Below are 15,235 nucleotides of genomic sequence, written 5' to 3'. Positions count from 1 at the left end.
GGTGTTACCAGCTCAGACGCGGCAGGTAGCCGGCGACATGGGCGCGGCTGGGGGCGATGAGGTCGGCAATGGCCTGCGGGTCGGGCTTTCCGAAGGCGTCGAGCTCGGCCGCATGGATCGAGCCGGTGATGAAAAGGATGTCGATGCCGAACTGGGCAGCGCCGGTGGCGTCGGTGCGCACGCTGTCGCCGATGGCCAGCACCCGCGACTTTTCGATCGGCTTGCCGGCCGCCTGTTCGGCCATGGCGTAGGCCATCTCGTAGATCGGCGGATAGGGCTTGCCCGCCATGTGCACCATGCCGCCCATGGCGGAATAGAGATCGCCGAGCGCGCCGCCGCAATAGATGATCTTGTCGCCATGCTCGACCACGCGATCGGGGTTGGCGCAGATCATCGGCAGCTTGCGGCTGAGCCAGAGTTTTGCGCGCTCGCGGTACATTTCGGGCGTGTCGTCATCGGTGTCGAGATCGGTCACGACCACCACTTCGGCCTCTTCGGCGCCGGTGCGGCGGAGGTCCAGACCCTCGTAAAGCGCGTCGTCCTCGGTCGGCGGGCCGACATGGTGGATGGCCTTGCCGCGATATTTCTCGATCATGGCGCGGGTCGCATCGCCCGAGGAGACGATGGCGTCATAGGCGTCGCGCGGTACGCCGAGCCGGTCGAGCATGGCGACGATCGGCGCGGAGGGACGCGGAGCATTGGTGATCAGCACCGCCCTGCCCCCGGCCTTGCGGAATTCGCGCAGCGCCTCGACGGCCTCGGGAAAGGCGGCGACGCCATTGTGGATGACGCCCCAGACATCGCTCAGCACCGCATCGTAGCGGCCGGACAGATCGGAGAGGCCGGAAATGGTGGGCAGGGGCGACGTCATGACATGCCTTGGCGTGAAGTGGGGCCTGGACCCTATGTGGCAGTTTGCCGTCGCGGATCAAGAGAAAAGCTGCTGTGACACCGCCATGACGGCGGCAGACTCGCTTCGTTAACCACTCGCTTCCTATGGTTCGGCCAAAGCCGGGACGCGGAAGGAGGAGCCGCAGCCCGACAGATATCGGACGCAATGCCACTGACGGGGTACTCTCCTTCCATGTTCAGCCAGATGAAACTGTCGCTCCGCCTGCCGATCATGGTGGTGGGGATCGCGCTTGCCACAGGCGCCAGCCTTGGCTTGGCCGCCTATTTCACCAGCGATCGCGTTGTCACCGAGCAGGCCGAGCAGCGCCTCAATGCGGCAGCCGACAATGCGACGGCGGCACTCGACGCCTATCTCACCGAGGTCCGGCAGGACCTGACGCTCTTTGCCAATCGCAGCGACGTGGCGGCGGCGCTCTATTCGTTCTCGGGCGCCTTCCACTCGCTCAAGGGACAGGGCGATCCCGGTGCGCTGCTGCAGGATGCATTCGTTGCGCAGAACCCGCATCCGGCCGGCGAGCGCCTATTGCTCGACACGTCGGAAAAGCTTTCGGTCTACGACCAGATCCACCGCCAGCAGCATGACGAATTCCGCAGTCTCCTCCAGACGCGCGGCTACTATGACGTCTTCCTGTTCGACCTCCAGGGCAACAATGTCTATTCGGTGCAGAAGGAAGCCGATTTCGGCACCAGCTTTGCCGAAGGCGGCGGCCAGTGGGCCGATAGCGACCTCGGCAAGGTGGTGCGATCCGCCATGGCGGGCCAGCCGGGCGAGGTGTTCCTCACCGACTTTGCGCCCTATGGGCCGAGCGGCAACGCGCCGGCCAGCTTCATCGCCGCGCCGGTCTATGACCAGGGCCTGCAGGCGGGCGTGCTCGCCTACCAGATGCCGCTGGGCCGGATCAGCGAAGTGCTGGGGCGCACCAAGGGCCTGGGCGAGAGCGGCGACGTCTTCCTCGTCGGCCAGGATGGTCTGGCTCGCAATGACTCGGCAAAGACCGAAGGCGATGACGCGCTCAGCGCCAGTTTTGCCGGCGACGCCATTGCCAGTGCCTTGGCCGGCACTGCCAGCATGGGCCTGATCGAGCATGCCGGCCGCCGGGAAGTGGCCGTGGCCAATCCCCTTTCATTCGGCGGTTCGGACTGGGCCGTGGTGGCGCTGGAAAGCGTCGAGGAAATCCTCGCGCCCTCGCATATGCTGCGGAACACCATGTTGCTGATCGGCGCGGTGCTGATGGCGCTGTCGGCGCTGGGCAGCGTGCTGATCGCGCGGACCATCACCCGGCCCGTCGGCCGCCTGACCACGGCCATGACCGGCATTGCCGGCAACCAGCTCGACGCCGAAGTGCCGGGCCTTGCGCGCAAGGACGAACTGGGCGCCATGGCCGAGGCGGTGGAAGTGTTCCGCCAGAACGGGCTGCGCATCGCCGAGCTGCGCGCCACCGAAGACAGCATGAATGCCGAGCGCGCCGCCCAGGTGCAGCAGGTCGAGGCGCTGCAGCAGGATATCGACCGCGTCGTCGGCGCCGCCATCGATGGCGACTTCTCGCTGCGGGCCGACACCACGCTCGACAATCCCGAGCTCAAGCGCCTGGCCGAGAACGTCAACGAACTGCTGGCGACGGTGGAACGCGGCATTGGCGAAACCGGGGACGTCCTTTCGGCCCTCGCCCGGTCCGATCTCTCGCAGCGCGTCAATGGCAGCTACAAGGGCGCCTTCGCGCGCCTCAAGGCCGACACCAATGGCGTGGCCGAACAGCTCGGCCAGGTGATCGTGCAGTTGCGGCACACCTCGGGTTCGCTCCGGACCGCCACGGGCGAAATCCTGGCCGGTGCCAACGATCTCAGCGAACGCACCACCCGACAGGCCGCGACCATCGAGGAAACCTCGGCGGCCATGGAAATGCTGCGCAATACCGTCACCGAGAATGCCGGCCAGGCCGAAACCGCCAGCGGCAAGGCCCGTACTGTTTCGGCCGAAGCGGAAGCCAGTGGCGCGGTGATGTCGAGGGCCACCGAGGCCATGGAGCGGATCACCCAGTCCTCGGCCAAGATTTCCAACATCATCGGGCTCATCGACGATATCGCCTTCCAGACCAACCTTCTTGCCCTCAACGCATCGGTGGAAGCCGCGCGGGCCGGTGAAGCGGGCAAGGGTTTTGCCGTGGTCGCCGTGGAAGTGCGGCGCCTGGCGCAATCGGCGGCGCAGGCCTCGGCCGACGTCAAGGCACTGGTCGAGCAGAGTGCCACCGAGGTGACCGGCGGCAGCAAGCTCGTGGCGGAAGCGGCCGAGCGGCTACTGGCGGTGCAGGCCGGGATCAGCGCCAACGCCACCCTCCTGGCCGGCATGGCCAAGGCCAGCCGCGAACAGGCCGCCTCGATCGAGGAGGTCAATGTCGCCGTGCGCACGCTGGACGAAATGACCCAGCACAATGCGGCGCTGGTGGAAGAAACCAATGCCGCCATCGAACAGACCGAGGCCCAGGCCGCCGAGCTCGACCGGGTGATCGGCACCTTTACCCTGGGCGGGCCGGCCACTGTTGTCGAGGAGCCGGCGGAGACCGGCGCCCGCGGCCTGCTCAACGGCCTCAAGCGGGCCGTGGGCGGTCTGGGTCGACGGTAAGAGCTATTCGGCGCGACGGAGCTGCGCGGTGACCGTGCGGCTCGAATCCAGGGTCAGGTCGGACCGCACCGGGCCGGCGGCGGCGATGTAGTCGCCCTGCACATGGACGATGTCGCTGTCGAGCAGCTCGACGATCTGGCGTTCATTGGCGATGCCGGTCGCCAGCAGCGTCACCTCGAACCGCGCCAGGTAGTTGGCGATGTCGGTGACGTGGAAATCGGTGAAGGCTTCGGGCCGCTCGATGAAGCGGCCGGCATCGACGCGCAGCGAACGCACGCCCATGGCCGCCATGTCGGCGACATCGACGCGCAGCGAGGTAATGGCGGCAATCGAGAAGCCGGCGCCCTTGCGCACCATCTGCTCGACCACCGCCCGTTCCTGGGTGGTCAGCGACAGCCAGTCGGCCTCGGGCACGAGGAAGGTCAGCGCCCCGGCGATGGCGCGGTTGGCGTCTAGCGTCACGAGGAGCTGCTCGGCCGCCACTTCGTCGCCCAGCGAGGCGCGGGTCAGCGGAATGTGGAGCATGGCCGGCTGGCCGCCGGTGCGCGAGCGGCGGGCGATGGCGATGGCTTCCACCACGCCCGTGCCTTCGATGAGGCGCAATGCATCCTTGCCGCCCCGGCGCGGCAGGAAGTCGGGGCCATCCGCCAGCTCGCCATCTTCCAGCGTCAGCCGCGGCACCAGATCGTAGCCCACGGCCCTGCGCTGCGGCAGGCGTACCACCGGCTGCACATGGTGGACGAGGCGGTGCTCGTCGAGCGCCTGACGCAACATTTCAAGCGGAATGACCGGTTCGGTTTCCGGGATGATGACCGGCGCCGGCGGGGGCGGCGGCGCGGCGATCATGCGGGAATCGGCGCGTTCGGCCGAGGAGCGCGAGGGCGCGTTGCGCGCCACCTTGTCCTCGACTTCGGCCACCGCCTCGGCGACCTGGCGGATCACCGTGCCGAGCACGGAAATATCGGCCTCGACGGTTTCGAGCCGCTGCCCGGCATTGATGTCGGCCAGGGCATTGATGCGCTGTCCCAGCACGGCGCCGGCCTGGGCGTCGGTGGCGAGCAGGCGCGACAGATCCTCGATGGCGCGTTCGAGTCTATTTTCGGCGCGCTGGCGCAGCACGCGTTCCATCAGCACCACGCAGGCGCAGGCGAAAACCACGGCTACGAGAATCGCGTTGGCGGGGGTGAAGGTCAGGCCGAAATAGGCCAGCGCGCCGAGGCCGGCTGCGGATAGGGCGATCAGTGAATAGACAATGGCCTGCACGGGGGACCTGAATCCTCTGTCGTCGGCGCCGGGATTCGACAAATTTTACTTAGCACCCTCACACCAGCGGCAAAAGCGCCGCGGGCGCTCTCTCCCGCCCTATTTGGCGGGCTCCGCTTCAAATAAGTCCCAGTCGCGCGAGAAGTAACGCCGGAACAGCAGCAGTTGTGCCGCGCCGAATACGGCCGCCGAGGGGCCGGCCAGGCCCTGGGACACACGCGGCCGCTGCGCCAGCAGCACCGGCGTGGCGTCGAGGTGGCGGCGTGTGCTCTCGAGCAGGCGTCCGAGGATCGATTCGGGCAGGTCGCCATTGATGGTGGCGATGTCGATCTCGACCATGGCTGTCGTGGTGAGCACGGCCTGGGCCAGCGCATGCCCGGCATCGTCGAGCCAGGGCGCCACCTCGGCCTCGATCGCGGCCCAGTCCCAGCGGCGGGGCGCCCCCTGCAGCAACGGACCGCCGGCCGCGGCCACGCGCCGCGCCAGAGCATGCAGCGAGCCGACCAGGTGCAGATAGGAGAGCCGGTCCGGCCGCTGATGCACCATGATCGAGCCGACATCGGCGGCATTGCCGTATGGACCCTCGAGCAGGTCGCCAACCGACACGACGCCGCCGCTCACGAAGGTGCCGACGAAAAACACGGCCACCCCTTTCGGGCGCGGAATGGGCTGCACGGTGATCTCGCGCCAGGCCGTCGCGCTGCCATCATTGACCCACATGGCGTCAAGGCCGGTCTCGCGCGACACCCGGGCCGCGATGTCGATGGTCGCCCAGGCGGCCGCTGTGCCGTCAGGGGCGCCGAGCTGGTCCAGCAGCGGGCCGAAACGGCCCGGCGAGGTCACTCCGATCCCCGCGAGGCGCCGCCGCCGGTCCGGGGAGAGACCGGCCAGCAGCGTCTCGACATCGGCGGCGATGGCGCCAAAGATCGTCCGCGGGTCGGGATAGGCATAGCTGCGCCGGGTGATGGCAATGGGCTCGCCGGCAATGTTCTGCAGCAGCACTTCGAAATGTTGCCAGCCGATCTCTACGCCGATCGAACAGGCGCCATCGGGATTGAGCCGATAGGGGGTTGCCGGCTGGCCGCGGCGCCCGCGCAGCACTTCGCCGCGGATGACGAGATCGCGCGTTTCGAGATCGCTCAGGATTCGCGCCGTCGTCTGCGGCCCCAGGCCCGAACGCCGCGCGATATCGGCGTTGGACACGCCGGGCACACCGGCGATCAGGCTGAGGACGGCGCGCTCGTTCGCCAGCCGCACACCCGTCTGGGTGATGCCGCGCACAATCGGCTCGAACACATCCTCGTCTGGGTCATTCCGCATGGCGAGAGAGATAAACGTGGTTTCGGCGGCGGGCGCAAGAACGGAATATTTACCCTAATCCGCAACAGTCAGCTCAACGACAAGAACGGTCCGGCTGCGGACGAAACCAGGGTAAACTGCGCAATGACGATGACGAGCGGTAGCGACAATGCGCTGTGCGGTCGGCTCTTGCTGATCGATGCCGATGTTGCCTGCGCCCGCCAAACCGGCAAGATTCTGGGCGAAACCCTGCTTGTCGCGCCCGAAATCACCCATGCGCAGAACGGCCGTGCCGCCGTCGAGCTGCTGCGCAAGACCCGTTTCGACGTCATCATCGCCGATCTCGACAGCCTTGCCGACCTCGCTGCTGGCATCGAAGACGCGATGAACCGGCTGGTGCGATTGGCAGAAGGCGCGCTGATCCTCGCCGTGGCCGATAGCGGCTCGGTCAGCTCGGCGCTGGGCGCCATGCGCGCCGGAGCCCATGATTACATCGCCAAGCCGGTGAACGGCGCGACCCTTGCCGGTCGCCTGGGTGAACTGGCGCAGCGCCATGGCCGCCCGCGCTCGCTCGGCGCCGAAGCCGAACCCGAACAGGTCGTCGCCGATTTTGCCGGCTTTGTCGGCGCCTCGAGCGCGATGCAGTTTCTCTATGAACAGATCGGGCGCGTCGCGACCTCGTCGGCTCCGGTCTTCATCACCGGCGAAAGCGGCACCGGCAAGGATGTCTGCGCCGAGGCGCTGCATGCCAAGGGCCCGCGCGCCGCGAACCGGTTCGTGGCCATCAACTGCGCGGCCATTCCGCGCGACCTGATGGAAAGCGAACTGTTCGGCGTGGTGCGCGGCGCCTTTACCGGCGCTCACGAGGACCGCAAGGGCGCCGCAGAGCTGGCCGATGGCGGCACGCTGTTTCTCGATGAAGTAGGCGAGATGGATCTCTCGCTGCAATCGAAACTGCTGCGCTTCCTGCAGACCGGCACGATTTCGCGGGTGGGCGAGACGGCGCCGCGCAAGATCGACGTCCGCGTCATTTGCGCCACCAACCGCAACCCGATGCAGATGATCGCCGACCGGCAGTTCCGCGAAGACCTGTTCTATCGCCTGCATGTCCTGCCTATTCACCTGCCTCCGCTGCGCCAGCGCCCCAGCGACATCATGGTGCTGACCCGGCATTTCCTCGCCCGCTATGCGCGTGAGGAGCACAAGAGCTTTTCGGGCATTTCCCAGGAAGCAGCACAGCATCTGACCGCCTCGGACTGGCCGGGCAATGTGCGGCAGTTGCAGAACCTGATGCGCCGGCTGGTCGTCATGTTCGACGGCGGCGAAATCACCTCCGCCATGATCGACGCGGCCGATATCGAATCGCGGGTCGCGACCCCTGCCCCGGTCTCGGTGCCGGTGGAGGCCCCGCGCGCCGACCGCCGCAACATCCTGCCCATGTGGCAGCAGGAGCAGCGTATCATCGAGGACGCGATCGCCACCTTTGGCGGCAATATTTCGATGGCCGCGGCGGCGCTCGAAATCAGTCCGTCCACCATCTACCGCAAGCGCCAGAGCTGGTCGGAAATGGTCGCGGCCGGTTAACCGAGCACGACTGTCAGCGCCAGGGCAAAGAGGATGCCGGCCAGCGGCGTCATGGTGAACCGCTCGGGCAGGCTGCGCGAGATGCCGTTGACCAGCACGCCAAGGCCCATATAAGCGACCACTGCCCAGGCCGCCGGGCCTATCCAGCCCGCATCCGGCCAGGCCGCCATCACCCCCGCGCGCATCAGCATGATGGCCGAGAACAGCCCATAGAGCGGGATGGCCACGAGGCTGCCCATGCGCAGGCCGCGCGGCAGGACACGATGCTGCCCGCCCCAGGCGAAATGGCCCAGCGGCGCGCCCAGCGCCAGAGCCAATTGGAAGACCGCCAATCCGGCCATGAGAATGGTGAAGACGATTGCGGCTATTGCTGCCATTGGGGCCCCCTGCTCATCCACAGATCGGGTGCAATGTGCGGAGCGTCAAGCTGCTGCCAGAAGCTGACGCGCCGCGCGGCGATCAGATCGCTCCCATGCAAGGAGTATTTTCCATGACCACCGGCCACGTCTTCATCGGCACCAGCCTCGATGGCTTCATCGCGCGCAAGAACGACGATATCGCCTGGCTGGCCGATTATCCGACGCTGGGCGAGGACCATGGGTTCAATGCGCATATGGCGCGGGTCGACGGGGTCGTCATGGGCCGGGGGACCTATGAGGTCATCAAGCACATGCGGCCCTGGTATTATTCCAAGCCAGTCGTGGTGCTGAGCACGTCGCTCACCCAGGCCGACATACCCGAGGAAATCGCCGACAAGGTCGAGGTGATGAAGGCCACGCCTGAAGAGGCCATGCGCACCCTCGGCGAACGGGGCTGGAAGGCCGCCTATGTCGATGGCGGCTCGGTCATCCAGTCGTTCCTGCGGGCCGGCCTGATCGAGGATCTGGTCATCAGCCGCATCCCGGTGCTGATCGGCGAAGGCATTTCGTTGTTCGGGCCGCTCGATGCTGACCTGATGCTGGAGCACGTGGACACCAAGGCCTTCCCATCCGGCCTCGTGCAATCGCTCTACCGCGTCAAGCGCTAGCGTTGATCGAATCCTGTCCTGGGCTGATGCTTCAGATCGGAAGCGCCCACACCCACCGACCGTCACTCTCGGCCTTGAGCCGAGGGCGTTTAACTTTAACCGTGCCATTACCGAGGGCGACGTTTCCCTACAGTCCTCGACAAGTGCAAAGCCCTCGGGTCAAGCCCGAGGGTGACGGCTGGTGGGGGACGCAGAACGGGAAGAGCAAACTGTCCCTTTCAAACCCGTGAATGCCCTCAGGGCGTATTCGCCTCGCGGGCCTTGGCACGGTCGAGTCCGAGCCAGCGCTCCCGCAGGATGACGGCAATGCCCGAGCCAACGATGATGATGGCGCCTACGATCATCGAGAGCGTCGGCACGTCGCCGAAAATGGCCATGCCGATGCCGATGGTGAGTAGCAGCGACACATATTCGAACGGCGCGATCACCGACATGTCGGCGTAGCGATAGCAATTGGTGAGCAGCAACTGGCCGATGCCGCCGAAGAACCCTGCCCCCACTAGCAACGCCGCCTGTTCGGGCGTGGGCCAGACCCAGCCCAGCGGCAGGGTGAGAAGGCTGAGGACACAGGCGCTGATGAAGAAATAGGTGACGATGGCCTCGCTGCGCTCGGTCTGCACCAGCTTACGCACCTGCAGCATGGCGAAGGCGGAGAGAATGGCGGCGAGCAGCGCGGCGATCGCGCCCACGAATTCGGTATTATCAGGACCACCCGCGCCGGAGAACACGGTGAGACGCGGCCAGAGCACGATCATGACGCCCACAAGGCCGACAAGGACCGTGGTCCAGCGGAAAATGTAGACCCGCTCCTGCAGCAGCACTGCCGAAAGGATGACGATGATCAGCGGCGATGCATACCCGATGGCCGTGGCATCGGGGAGGGGTAGCCGCGTGAGCGCAAAAAAGCTCAGGCTCATCGAGGTGACGCCGACAAGGCCGCGCACGACATGGCCGAAAGGGCGCTTGGTGGCGAAGGCAAAACGCAGGTTGCCGCGCCAGGCAAGGAAAGCCAGCACCGGCAGCATGGCGAAGAAGGAGCGGAAAAACACCATCTCCCCAGAGGGGATGGTCTGGGTGGCCTTGAGCATCGTGGCCATGATGACGAAGCAGACGACCGAGGAGACCTTGAGGGCGATGCCACGAAGCGGGCCGCCAGGCAGCCTGGCGGCGGGGTTCGTTTCAGGCGCAGCGGCAGGCGCGGTCACGTCTTGTCCTGTCCCGGGGCCGGCTGGCGGCCCCGTCGTTCAAGCTCTACTTGCCGGACGCTTCCAGCTTTTCGCGGGCGATACGCGCCGTGGCGAAGGCCTTGTGCTCTTCGCCCACGGCGCTACCCGTCTTGACCGCCTTGCCTTCGGCATCCTGGATCACCCAGTGCCAGTTGGTGTTGGCTCCAACGCCACCCTTGCGGGTCAGCTTGATTTCGTAGTTCGATTTTTCGCTCATGGTGGTGCTTATGGCTCAGAGTGGCTGGAAGGAAAAGAGGTATTCCGCGGAGCGGGCTAAACCTCGGTCACGCTGATCTTCACCCGATCTCCGCCAAAGGTCAGAAGGTCGCGGACAGGTTCGTAGAGGCCGTCGGCATAGGGATAGTACCATGCCTCGTCGGCGCCATCGGCGGTGAGAGTCTTGATCGTATAGAAATGCGCCTCGCCCAGGCCATCATCCTTGCGCTTGGTATCCGACGCTTCGAGGATCTGCGGATGCACATCATCGAGCGGCAGGAAGATCCGGGGTTCCGAACCCGGCCGTTCCAGGCACAATGCCTTGACCGAGCTGGCGATTTCGGCATCGTCGAAATAGATGTGGACCCGGCCGTTGACGGGCATGACGGTGGCGGTTTCGGCCATTGAGCGGCTCCTTGGGCGCGATCATCGTTCTGTCTTTAACGCATGAGAAAAAACTTAGGTTCACGCGCCTTGACTCCCCTCGTCGGGGCTCCCTATATCCCCGTCAGCTTGTTGGCACTCACGATCATCGAGTGCTAACAAGTCCGAAATTGCATTCAGAGATGATGCCAAGAGGAACTTATCATGGGCTTCCGTCCCCTGCATGACCGCGTGGTCGTCCGTCGCGTCGACAGTGAAGAAAAGACCAAAGGCGGGATCATCATCCCCGACACCGCCAAGGAAAAGCCCTCCGAGGGCGTGATCGTTTCGGTTGGCCCCGGCGCCCGCGACGAGAACGGCAAGGTTGCCGCGCTCGACGTCAAGGCCGGCGATCGCGTGCTCTTCGGCAAGTGGAGCGGCACCGAGGTCAAGCTCAACGGCGAAGACCTGATCATCATGAAGGAAAGCGACATCATGGGCGTGATCGAAGCCTGAGCTTCGTAACCCCTGCCTGTCGTCCAACCCCTCTTAAGGAGCGCCTCACATGGCTGCCAAAGAAGTAAAATTCTCGACCGACGCCCGCGAAAAGATGCTGCGCGGCGTCAACATCCTCGCCAATGCGGTGAAGGTCACCCTCGGCCCCAAGGGTCGTAACGTCGTCATCGAAAAGTCCTTCGGCGCCCCGCGCATCACCAAGGACGGTGTTTCGGTCGCCAAGGAAATCGAACTCGAAGACAAGTTCGAAAACCTGGGCGCGCAGCTCCTCCGTTCGGTCGCTTCCAAGACCAACGACGTTGCCGGTGACGGCACCACCACCGCGACCGTTCTGGGTCAGGCAATCGTCGTCGAAGGCGTCAAGGCCGTCGCCGCCGGCTTCAACCCGATGGATCTCAAGCGCGGTATCGACCTGGCCGTCGCCGACGTGATCGAGAGCCTCAAGGCCTCGTCCAAGAAGATCACCTCGTCCTCCGAAGTTGCCCAGGTCGGCACCATTTCGGCCAATGGCGAAACCTCGATCGGCGACATGATCGCCGAAGCGATGCAGAAGGTAGGCAACGAGGGTGTTATCACCGTCGAGGAAGCCAAGACCGCCGAGACCGAACTCGACGTCGTCGAAGGCATGCAGTTCGACCGCGGCTACCTCTCGCCCTACTTCGTCACCAATGCTGAAAAGATGACGGCGACCCTCGAGGATCCGTACATCCTGCTGCACGAAAAGAAGCTGTCGAACCTGCAGGCCATCCTGCCGATCCTCGAAGCCGTCGTGCAGTCGCAGCGCCCGCTGCTGATCATCGCCGAAGACGTCGATGGCGAAGCACTGCCGACCCTGGTGGTCAACCGCCTGCGCGCCGGCCTCAAGGTCGCTGCCGTCAAGGCTCCGGGCTTCGGTGACCGCCGCAAGGCCATGCTGGAAGACATCGCCGTCCTCACTGGCGGCCAGGTGATCTCGGAAGACCTCGGCATCAAGCTCGAGAACGTGACCCTCGACATGCTCGGCACTGCCAAGCGCGTCGAAATCACCAAGGAAAACACCACCATCGTCGATGGCGCCGGCACCCAGGACGAGATCCAGGCCCGCGTCGGCCAGATCAAGGCCCAGATCGAAGAAACCTCTTCGGACTACGACCGCGAGAAGCTGCAGGAACGCCTTGCCAAGCTCGCCGGTGGCGTTGCCGTGATCAAGGTCGGCGGTTCGACCGAAGTGGAAGTCAAGGAACGCAAGGACCGCGTCGACGACGCGCTCAACGCGACCCGCGCTGCCGTTGAAGAAGGCATCGTGCCGGGTGGTGGCGTTGCCCTGCTCCGCGCTTCCGCCAACATCAAGGCCAAGGGCGCCAATGCCGACCAGGAAGCCGGCATCGCCATCGTGCGCCGCGCCCTCCAGGAGCCGGTGCGCACCATTGCCAACAATGCCGGAGCCGAAGGCTCCGTCGTCGTGGGCAAGATCCTCGAGAACTCGGCCTCGTCGTTCGGCTACAATGCCGCCACCGGTGAATATGGCGACCTGGTTGCCACCGGCGTCATCGACCCGGTCAAGGTCGTCCGCACCGCGCTCGAAGACGCCGCTTCGGTTGCTTCGCTGCTGATCACCACCGAGGCCACCATCGTGGAAGCCCCGAAGGCTGACGCACCGGCAATGCCGGGCGGCGGCGGCATGGGCGGCATGGGTGGCATGGACTTCTAAGGCTGACGCCTTAGGTCCTTCTCGCTCACGGGCCGCATCGCAATTGGCCCGACGCGCTAAATCCGCGCTGGACCAATTGCTGGCCCTGCGCGGGCGCGGCAGACGCCTGCCGGGCGGCCTTGCCGCCTGAAAGAGCAAAAAGCTTCAAGGGTCGTTTCTTCCCAGTCACGATCTTTGTGGAAGCCCCGGTGGAAACACCGGGGCTTTTTCGTTGCCGGCGCGTAGAATGACGCCAGCAATTTACGAGGACACGATGCGAACTCCCCGGCGCGGCAGCGCAATCGACCAGGCCGAGGCCGCCTTCAAGGCCGCCACCAGCAAGCCCGTTCCCGCCCCGGCGGCGAAGGCGGCGACGCCGCCCGAGGGCAAGGAGATGGTGTCCCTGCGGCTCGACCGCGCTGTGCTCGAGCATTTCCAGGACGACGGCCCCGGCTGGCAGGACCGGATCAACGCCGCCCTGCGAGCCGCGGCCGGGCTGGACCCGGCCTAGGGGAAGAACAGCAGTTTGATCGCCAGCGCGATCGAGACCATCACGACCAGCGGGCGGATGACCTTGGCGCCATAGCGGATGCCGGTGCGGGCGCCGACATAGCCGCCGATCACCTGGCCCAGCGCCATGACGATGGCCACGGGCCAGACGACGGCACCCTGGGGGATGAAAATGGCGAGCGCCGCCAGGTTGGACACGAAGTTGAGCGCCTTGGTCGACCCCGTGGCCCGCGTCAGCCCCAGGCCGAACAGCAGCACGAAGCCGATGGTGAAGAAGGAGCCGGTGCCGGGCCCGAAAATGCCGTCGTAAAAGCCGATGACGAAGCCCATGACCGGCACGAAAGGCGCAAAAGGCAGCCGCGCCGCGCGGTCGGCATCGGAAAGTTTCGGCGCGAACAGGAAGTAGAGTGCGATGGCGATCAGCGCCACCGGCACCGCCACGGTGAGGAGGCTGGTGTCGAGCTTGCTGACCGTCAGGGCGCCAAGGAAGCTGCCGGCAAAAGTCAGCGCAATCGCCGGAACCAGCCGCGGCAGATCGACATAGCCACGTCGCCAATAGGTGAGCACCGCCATGCCGGTGCCGACGATGGATTGCATCTTGTTGGTGCCCAACGCCGCGACCGGCGGCAGGCCGGCCGAGAGCAGAGCAGGCACTGTGATCATGCCCCCGCCCCCGGCAATGGCGTCGACGAAGCCGGCAAACATGCCGACGGCCATGAGGGCGAGCAGGATCAGGGGGTCGAGCATATCGGGGACCTAGGCATCGGTGTTCCGGCGGCGGAACTGGTCGTCAGGCACCGGCTGATCGGCCAGCCGCCGCTCGTAGATGGGAATGTTGATCATGGAGGACATGAAGGCGCTCATCATCAACTGGAAGCCGGTGACCAGTGCCGTCATGGCGAGGATCACCGCACGCAGCGTCGCGGTGGAATCGAGCGGGCCGAAATCGCGCCGCGCCCATTCCCATAGCCCCCAGAACATGGCCACGAAACCGCCCAGCATCAGCAGCAGGGCGACCAGCAGCACCCGTTCCAGGGTCAGGCTCTCCAGCAACCGGTCATAGGTGCCGGAGCGGGGAATGAAGCCGTAGCGGGAGGCAAAGCGCCGGCCGATAATCGCAAAGGCGATGGCCTGGGTGCCGGTGATCACGCAAAGCGCGGCCACGAGCAGCGTATGGACCCCGAAGGTTATGCCTCCGACCTGCACCGGACCGCGCAGCAACTGGCTGCCCACGGCAAGGCCGATCCAGAGCAGGGCCACGCCGGGATAGAGGAAAAGCCAGCGCGGCGAAAACAGCAAGAGGAAACGCAGGTGTCGCCACCCGTCGCGGAAGGAGCGCAGATGCGGTGCGCGGGAGCGGCCGTCGGGCTTGAGCGTGGTGGGCACTTCGCGCACGTCGAGCTGGCCAAGCGTTGCCTTGACCACCATTTCCGAGGCGAATTCCATGCCGGTGGTGCGCAGGTTGAGATTGCGGATGGCGTCGCGCCGGAAGCCGCGCAGCCCACAATGGAAGTCGCGGATTGGCGTCTTGAAGAACAGCCGCCCGAGAAAGCTCAGCACCGGATTGCCGATATAGCGGTGATGCCAGGGCATGGCGCCCGGCGCGATGCCGCCGGCAAAGCGATTGCCCATGACCAGGTCGGCACCGTCGCGCAGGGCCGCGACAAAGGCGTCGAGATTGGCGAAATCATAGCTGTCGTCAGCATCGCCCATGATGACAAAATGGCCGCGGGCGTCGGCAATGCCGGTGGCCAGCGCCGCACCATAGCCGCGCTGCGTGGCGTTGACGACGCGGGCGCCGTGCGCCTCGGCAATGGCCTGGGACCCATCCGTGGAGCCGTTGTCGGCAATCAGCACTTCGCCGGCAATGCCCGTCCGGGCGAGGAAACCGCGAGCCTTCTCGACGCATAGGGCCAGCGTCTCCGCCTCGTTGAGGCAGGGCATGAGAATGGTCAGTTCAAGGTCTTCGGCCACGACGCCCCTCGCCGCATAACAGGGTTCATGTGCCGTGATTTGGCCTCGGGAGGCAA

15 protein-coding genes are annotated in these 15,235 nt (G+C 65.7%); 6 read left to right on the top strand and 9 right to left on the bottom strand.

The window, feature by feature from the left end:
* Positions 1-4: 4 nt before the first annotated feature.
* A complete protein-coding gene (locus JEQ47_RS08800; protein ID WP_198876038.1) occupies positions 5-871 on the bottom strand; it encodes a TIGR01459 family HAD-type hydrolase in 867 nt (288 codons plus the stop codon).
* 225 nt (positions 872-1,096) lie between these two features.
* Here JEQ47_RS08800 and JEQ47_RS20650 point away from each other — a divergent pair, with 225 nt between their 5' ends.
* Positions 1,097-3,532, top strand: a complete 2,436-nt coding sequence (locus JEQ47_RS20650; RefSeq protein WP_236020759.1) for a methyl-accepting chemotaxis protein — start codon at positions 1,097-1,099, stop codon at positions 3,530-3,532.
* Between the two features lie 3 nt (positions 3,533-3,535).
* Here JEQ47_RS20650 and JEQ47_RS21050 read toward each other — a convergent pair whose 3' ends face one another.
* Entirely contained in the window at positions 3,536-4,795 is a 1,260-nt protein-coding gene (locus JEQ47_RS21050; protein WP_198876037.1) for an EAL domain-containing protein, read from the bottom strand.
* A gap of 99 nt (positions 4,796-4,894) precedes the next feature.
* On the bottom strand, positions 4,895-6,091 hold the full coding sequence (locus JEQ47_RS08785; RefSeq protein WP_198876036.1) for an ROK family transcriptional regulator: 1,197 nt from the start codon (positions 6,089-6,091) through the stop codon (positions 4,895-4,897).
* A 147-nt stretch (positions 6,092-6,238) separates the two neighbouring features.
* Between JEQ47_RS08785 and JEQ47_RS08780 the strand changes: the two genes are divergently transcribed.
* The gene (locus tag JEQ47_RS08780; RefSeq protein WP_236020757.1) at positions 6,239-7,678 is read left to right on the top strand and encodes a sigma-54-dependent transcriptional regulator; all 1,440 of its coding nucleotides are present in this window, start codon (positions 6,239-6,241) and stop codon (positions 7,676-7,678) included.
* Here the strand turns inward: JEQ47_RS08780 and JEQ47_RS08775 are convergent.
* The gene (locus JEQ47_RS08775) at positions 7,675-8,055 is read right to left on the bottom strand and encodes a hypothetical protein (protein WP_198876035.1); all 381 of its coding nucleotides are present in this window, start codon (positions 8,053-8,055) and stop codon (positions 7,675-7,677) included. The two genes, JEQ47_RS08780 and JEQ47_RS08775, sit on opposite strands and share 4 nt — an antisense overlap.
* A 113-nt stretch (positions 8,056-8,168) precedes the next feature.
* Here JEQ47_RS08775 and JEQ47_RS08770 point away from each other — a divergent pair, with 113 nt between their 5' ends.
* Positions 8,169-8,705 carry a dihydrofolate reductase family protein gene (locus tag JEQ47_RS08770; RefSeq protein WP_198876034.1) on the top strand — a complete coding sequence of 179 codons (537 nt, stop codon included), beginning with the start codon at positions 8,169-8,171 and terminating at the stop codon, positions 8,703-8,705.
* A 236-nt stretch (positions 8,706-8,941) separates the two neighbouring features.
* Here the strand turns inward: JEQ47_RS08770 and JEQ47_RS08765 are convergent, their stop codons facing one another.
* The 3 genes from JEQ47_RS08765 to JEQ47_RS08755 are packed head-to-tail and all read right to left on the bottom strand — an operon-like array spanning position 8,942 to position 10,552.
* Positions 8,942-9,910 (bottom strand): DMT family transporter, encoded by a 969-nt coding sequence (locus tag JEQ47_RS08765; RefSeq protein WP_328768608.1) that lies wholly within the window; start codon positions 9,908-9,910, stop codon positions 8,942-8,944.
* A 46-nt stretch (positions 9,911-9,956) separates the two neighbouring features.
* Complete coding sequence (locus JEQ47_RS08760) at positions 9,957-10,148, bottom strand: hypothetical protein (RefSeq protein ID WP_198876033.1); 192 nt, start codon at positions 10,146-10,148, stop codon at positions 9,957-9,959.
* 56 nt (positions 10,149-10,204) lie between these two features.
* Positions 10,205-10,552, bottom strand: coding sequence for a DUF427 domain-containing protein (locus JEQ47_RS08755; RefSeq protein ID WP_198876032.1), 348 nt, complete (start codon positions 10,550-10,552; stop codon positions 10,205-10,207).
* A gap of 183 nt (positions 10,553-10,735) precedes the next feature.
* On the opposite strand from JEQ47_RS08755, the gene JEQ47_RS08750 reads away from it, so the two are divergent.
* The 3 genes from JEQ47_RS08750 (at position 10,736) to JEQ47_RS08740 (ending at position 13,206) form a co-directional block, all read left to right on the top strand.
* Positions 10,736-11,026: a co-chaperone GroES gene (locus JEQ47_RS08750; protein WP_198876031.1), complete on the top strand. Its 291-nt coding sequence runs from the start codon at positions 10,736-10,738 to the stop codon at positions 11,024-11,026.
* Between the two features lie 49 nt (positions 11,027-11,075).
* Positions 11,076-12,716 (top strand): chaperonin GroEL, encoded by a 1,641-nt coding sequence (gene groL / locus JEQ47_RS08745; RefSeq protein WP_198876030.1) that lies wholly within the window; start codon positions 11,076-11,078, stop codon positions 12,714-12,716.
* Positions 12,717-12,942: 226 nt separating this feature from the next.
* Positions 12,943-13,206: a BrnA antitoxin family protein gene (locus JEQ47_RS08740; RefSeq protein WP_407931776.1), complete on the top strand. Its 264-nt coding sequence runs from the start codon at positions 12,943-12,945 to the stop codon at positions 13,204-13,206.
* Here JEQ47_RS08740 and JEQ47_RS08735 read toward each other — a convergent pair.
* Both JEQ47_RS08735 and JEQ47_RS08730 read right to left on the bottom strand, forming a co-directional pair.
* Positions 13,203-13,952, bottom strand: a complete 750-nt coding sequence (locus JEQ47_RS08735; RefSeq protein WP_198876029.1) for a TSUP family transporter — start codon at positions 13,950-13,952, stop codon at positions 13,203-13,205. The two genes, JEQ47_RS08740 and JEQ47_RS08735, sit on opposite strands and share 4 nt — an antisense overlap.
* Positions 13,953-13,961: 9 nt before the next feature.
* Positions 13,962-15,179, bottom strand: a complete 1,218-nt coding sequence (locus JEQ47_RS08730) for a glycosyltransferase family 2 protein (RefSeq protein ID WP_328768604.1) — start codon at positions 15,177-15,179, stop codon at positions 13,962-13,964.
* Positions 15,180-15,235: the final 56 nt, after the last annotated feature.

The organism is Devosia sediminis (assembly GCF_016411825.1).
GTDB lineage: Bacteria > Pseudomonadota > Alphaproteobacteria > Rhizobiales > Devosiaceae > Devosia > Devosia sediminis.
This window is presented reverse-complemented; position numbering and strand designations above follow the sequence as displayed.

Bases quoted from the DNA above. Each gene is read 5' to 3' on its own strand.
- JEQ47_RS08750 (WP_198876031.1), top strand. From the start codon at position 10,736: ATGGGCTTCCGTCCCCTGCATGACCGCGTGGTCGTCCGTCGCGTCGAC.
- JEQ47_RS08760 (WP_198876033.1), bottom strand. From the start codon at position 10,148: ATGAGCGAAAAATCGAACTACGAAATCAAGCTGACCCGCAAGGGTGGC.
- JEQ47_RS08780 (WP_236020757.1), top strand. From the start codon at position 6,239: ATGACGATGACGAGCGGTAGCGACAATGCGCTGTGCGGTCGGCTCTTG.
- JEQ47_RS08775 (WP_198876035.1), bottom strand. From the start codon at position 8,055: ATGGCAGCAATAGCCGCAATCGTCTTCACCATTCTCATGGCCGGATTG.
- groL (WP_198876030.1), top strand. From the start codon at position 11,076: ATGGCTGCCAAAGAAGTAAAATTCTCGACCGACGCCCGCGAAAAGATG.
- JEQ47_RS08800 (WP_198876038.1), bottom strand. From the start codon at position 871: ATGACGTCGCCCCTGCCCACCATTTCCGGCCTCTCCGATCTGTCCGGC.
- JEQ47_RS08755 (WP_198876032.1), bottom strand. From the start codon at position 10,552: ATGGCCGAAACCGCCACCGTCATGCCCGTCAACGGCCGGGTCCACATC.
- JEQ47_RS20650 (WP_236020759.1), top strand. From the start codon at position 1,097: ATGAAACTGTCGCTCCGCCTGCCGATCATGGTGGTGGGGATCGCGCTT.
- JEQ47_RS08740 (WP_407931776.1), top strand. From the start codon at position 12,943: ATGACGCCAGCAATTTACGAGGACACGATGCGAACTCCCCGGCGCGGC.
- JEQ47_RS08770 (WP_198876034.1), top strand. From the start codon at position 8,169: ATGACCACCGGCCACGTCTTCATCGGCACCAGCCTCGATGGCTTCATC.
- JEQ47_RS08735 (WP_198876029.1), bottom strand. From the start codon at position 13,952: ATGCTCGACCCCCTGATCCTGCTCGCCCTCATGGCCGTCGGCATGTTT.